1 protein-coding gene is annotated in these 2,075 nt (G+C 40.3%); it reads left to right on the forward strand.

The annotated features are described in order from the left end of the window. Positions 1-108 precede the first annotated feature (108 nt). The gene (locus QZ019_RS09675) at positions 109-1,968 is read left to right on the forward strand and encodes a transposase (RefSeq protein WP_295484609.1); all 1,860 of its coding nucleotides are present in this window, start codon (positions 109-111) and stop codon (positions 1,966-1,968) included. The last annotated feature ends 107 nt before the right edge of the window (positions 1,969-2,075 follow it).

The following is a 2,075-nucleotide window of genomic DNA, read 5'->3' on the forward strand; positions in this document are numbered from 1 at the left end:
CTCTAAACGGCTTATTTAAGCCGTTTTCTCTTAATTATCTATTGCTTATCTATTTAAATCTTGTTATACTAGATACTTAATATAAGTATCTATATCTAAGATTTTATTATGAATGCTCCGGACTTAGGCTCGTTGCTTATCAATAAAAGCGGCAAATTTTATTATCTTTGTACTTATCAGAACGTGTGGGATCCTGACAAAAAACGCTCATTTAGAAAGAAAGGATCTACCAAAACCATTGGCAAGATTTTAGGCGGCAGTAAGGTCGGTCCCATTGAATGGAAAGAAAGCTTCATTGCTTTATATCCGGAGTTGAAAGGATTAGATGCTAAACGCAATGAGCAGGGTAAAATCGTTTTTACGCTCAAAGACGATCCGGAGCCGGATGACGATCAACCTAAAATCACCGTTCGTGAAGCCATGCGTTTAAAGAAACTTCAGGCGGGTGCCACTTGGCTTTTAGACGGCATCATTGCCGATACGCCTTTAGTCAAAGCTTTGGAGCGGACTTTCAGTAAATATAAAAACCATTTAAAAATTATGTCGCTGGCGTATTTCTTAATTCTGGAGCAGCGCAACTCCATGACGCTCTACGAGCTTTTTGCCCGTAAAACCCGTTTACCTTATTCTCGCCCTTTAAGCAAAAGTGCCGTCACCCGTATCTTTCAAAGTATTACACCTCATCAAATTGACGCTTTTTTAAGCACGTTAAGCAGTTTGTCTGCCCAACGCGATGAAGCGCTTAATGATTTCGCTACTAAGTTTTGGGCCTTGGACTCAACCTCCTTTTCAACCTACTCGGAGCATCTGAGCAAAGCTTTTTACGGTAAAAATAAAGACGGAGATGATTTGAAGCAGCTGAATATGCTGATGGTGGTCAATCAAAAAAGCGGTGAGCCTTATTTCTATCAAATGTATTCGGGAAATATACCGGATGTCTTTACGGTCAAAAACTTTCTGCAGGACTCCTGCCGTATGCAATTAGGACGTGATGTCGTTTTCGTTGCTGACAAAGGTTACGGCTGCATTAAAAACATCAACCGTTTTCTGCAGACTGAGACGTCTTTCTTATTAAATGTCAGCACCTCATTATCCGTATGCAAAAATCTCTTTCGTGAAAACCGTAATGCATTAAAAAATCCCATTAATTTCAGCAGTGCCGCCTGTGGCAATCACTGTTATACAGTAGAAATAAATTGGAGCTATCCTGTCAACTATCAAACCGACTGTAAGAGACCTCCCCATGAAAAAGCCCGTCTCTTCGTTCATATTTATTACAATCCGTTTATCCGTATGCGGGCTGAGGAAATATTAAAAACCAATATTGAACGTACTTTAAACGCCATTTACAGCGACAAAGAGTTATGCAAAGAATATCAGGAGTTCAAAGATACCTATTTATGCTTCAATACGGAAAAGAATGAATATGAAATCAATTTGACCGCTTACCACAAGGAGCTGGAGCTTAAAGGGGTACGCTTTCTTGTCTCTGATTCCGTTAAAAATCCCATTGAAGCTTATAGGGCTTATTATGACCGAATCGAGGTTGAAAAAGCATTCAACCATTACAAAGATACTTTAGGTTTCAACCGACTCAGAAGCTCGGATGACTACTCGCTCGAAGGGCGGGTTTTTGTCCAATTTATCGCCACGTCCATAGCTATTATGCTGCGTAAGAAGATCGCCAAAATTGCCGACAAGGGATTCAGAGCAGCTTATGACAGCGATCAGAAGCTGTTAAAAACCTTAAGCAGTATTGAGGTTACTCAATATGAACATGGCTCTTACTTCAGTCCGATTGTTAAAAATCTTGCTGAGATCTACAACAAACTCGGTGTTGTTCCTCCTGAAGATGCGCCTAAGACCAACAGTGACAAGAGCATTGATGAGGAGGACGCGGAAATTATGCCTGAACTCATGGAAGGATATGCCGAGCCCGACGACGATATTGATGTGCTGACAAGATAAATGAAAGTCCCGGTTTAAAACCGAGAATTATAAATGATTTCCTTCGGTTGCAATCTAGTGTCTAATATAATAGACACTAGATCAGTAAAAACTCGCAACTTTTAGGT

Origin of the sequence: uncultured Succinatimonas sp. (assembly GCF_905203285.1) — a bacterium.
In the GTDB taxonomy this organism is placed as follows: Bacteria; Pseudomonadota; Gammaproteobacteria; order Enterobacterales; family Succinivibrionaceae; genus Succinatimonas.